Genomic DNA, 2,260 nt, shown 5'->3' on the forward strand with positions numbered 1-2,260 from the left:
GCGCGGTGTAGGTCAGGGCCGCGGGGCCCGGACGGCGAGTGTCCCGCCGGTCTCGTCCCGGCGGCCGAGCAGGCGCCCCGTCCAGCCCGCGCCCTCGAAGATGTGGGCGTAGCGCTTGTGGGCCTCCCAGTGCTTCGCCACGATCTCCTTCGCCCACGGGTCACCGGTGTGCTTGTCCCGCTCCGCGGTGACGATGACGGTCCCGTCCTCGCCGGTGGGGAAGAGGTGGAAGCCGGTGGGCGAGGACCACGTGTCGGTGGTCTCCTCCTCGGTGTAGACGCCGCCGAAGTAGCCGTTGCCCTCCAGGGTCATCAGCGCCGCCCGGATCTCAGGCACCTCGTGCTCCTCGGCGTTGCACCCGATGCCCGCCGGGACCTCCCACGCCTTNAGGCACCTCGTGCTCCTCGGCGTTGCACCCGATGCCCGCCGGGACCTCCCACGCCTTGGGCGACACTTCCACCCGCAGGTGGTACGGCGACAGAAGCACCGGCTCCCCGCCGGCGTGTACCAGGTCCTTGCGGATCCGCTGAAGGCGCCGGGCCCGCTCTTCGGGCTCCATCACCCCGGCGGGCTTGACCACGACCGATCCCGTGTACCAGCGCGCCCGCACCCGCAGGCCCTCCAGGTGCAGCGATTCCCACGGGTGCCCGGCCTGGTTCAGCACCTCCCAGATCGTGTCGGCGTCTTTCGCCTCCTGGCCCAGCAGCCGACGAGCCGAGATCTGGTGGTAGCCGTCCGCGTACTCGCCGAGGAACCCGCCCGCTGTCAGCGCCCGCCGGTAGGCGTGCAGTTCGCTGTCCGTGGTCGTGCCGATCTCATGCTGCCCGTCGATGAGGAACTGGATGGTCACGTGGTCGCCTTGGCCGGTGGGCTGGACGAGGAATCCGTTTGCCAGTGCGTCGTATTCCAGGGCGGTCCCGTGCGTGGTTTCGACCGTGCGGGTGTCGTGGGTCTCGGCCGGGTTGAATCCGCAGTCGAGCAGCAGGGAGACGGCCGCCTGCACGTGCTCGTGGCCCTCGTCCCTGGGGTAGAAGCCCAGCGTCGTGCCCTCCCGCCGCGGCAGGACCGTCCCCGGCGGCGGGAACACCTCGTGGATGCCTTGGTCGTCGAACCCGGCCGGGTTCACCGTCCATCCCGCTTCCCGCAGCACCTCCACGGCCCGCCGGTGCTCGGCCAGCGCGATGCCGCGCCCGCACAGGGATACCCACACGCGCGGCGAGCCGTGCCTAGCCTGCGGGGCGCTGCCAACCTGGAATCCCTCCTGCTCGACCATGAAGGCGCCGTCGCCGACCGGCTCGCCGAAGACCGCCGGGGTCAGCCCCGCGTCGGCCAGCAGCCGGATCGCGGCGTCCATGAACGGGGTGCGCCGGTCCTCGGCGTGCCGCCCGGGGAAGTAGCCGACCGCTGGCGTGCTGCTCTTGGGGCACCACGCCACGTCGTACTCCTCCGCCTCGTACGCCACCCGGCGCCCGGTCCGCTGGAGCGTGGCGCCGCGCAGTATCGCGTTGGCCACGTCGACCAGGGCGTCGATGCGCTCGTGCACGGTTGGCGTCCGGTGGTCGGTAATGCTGTGCTCCTCGGTGCGCAGGAACCAGAACCCGTCACCGAGGACTTGGTCCGCCCGCGTGAGAAACGTGGCCATGCGGGGGGTCGAGTTCGCCACGGCGTCGGCCAGCGCGTGTTCCCGTTCCAGCTCCGCGCACTGCTTGCGCGCCTCCTTCGGGTCCTTGAAGGCCACCATGTCGACGTTGGTCCAGGTGTCCATCACCACGTGCGGGCCGCCGAACAGGCCGCCGAGCACGGGGTCCTCGGTCACGACCGAGTACCGGGGCCCGGCATCGTGGGGCCGGTCGGCGAAGAACACCATGTGCAAGCCGCGCGGCGTGCTGACGGCGTACCCGCCCGCCGACAGGGCCTGCGCCAGCTCCAGCCGCTTCGCGGCCTGCTCCGGCGTCTCACCGCCCTCACGGTCGGCCAGATCCCACACGACGGCCCACCGGCCGTTGAGGGAGATGATGTGCCACCCGTCGCGCAGACCGGGACTGTAGGGGGCGAAACGGGAACGCAGGAAAGCCGCGACACGGTCAGGCAGAGGAAGGGACGGGTTCACGACGGTACGAGACATGACAGGGCCTCCAGCTCGGTACGGGTAAAGGGGGTGAGCAGCACCGACACTCCCCCGGCCGGGGCCAAGCCCCGCAAGGCCCGACAGCCCGGGCCCGGGCAGGGGCGGGAGGGTCCGGGATGGTCAGGTGGCCGG

General features: G+C 71.5%; 1 protein-coding gene. It reads right to left on the reverse strand.

The window, feature by feature from the left end; genetic code table 11:
* Positions 1-12 precede the first annotated feature (12 nt).
* Positions 13-336, reverse strand: coding sequence for a hypothetical protein (locus EEJ42_RS07565; RefSeq protein ID WP_123099201.1), 324 nt, complete (start codon positions 334-336; stop codon positions 13-15).
* Between the last annotated feature and the right edge of the window lie 1,924 nt (positions 337-2,260).

Origin of the sequence: Streptomyces botrytidirepellens (genome assembly GCF_003721215.1) — a bacterium.
In the GTDB taxonomy this organism is placed as follows: Bacteria; Actinomycetota; Actinomycetes; order Streptomycetales; family Streptomycetaceae; genus Streptomyces; species Streptomyces himastatinicus.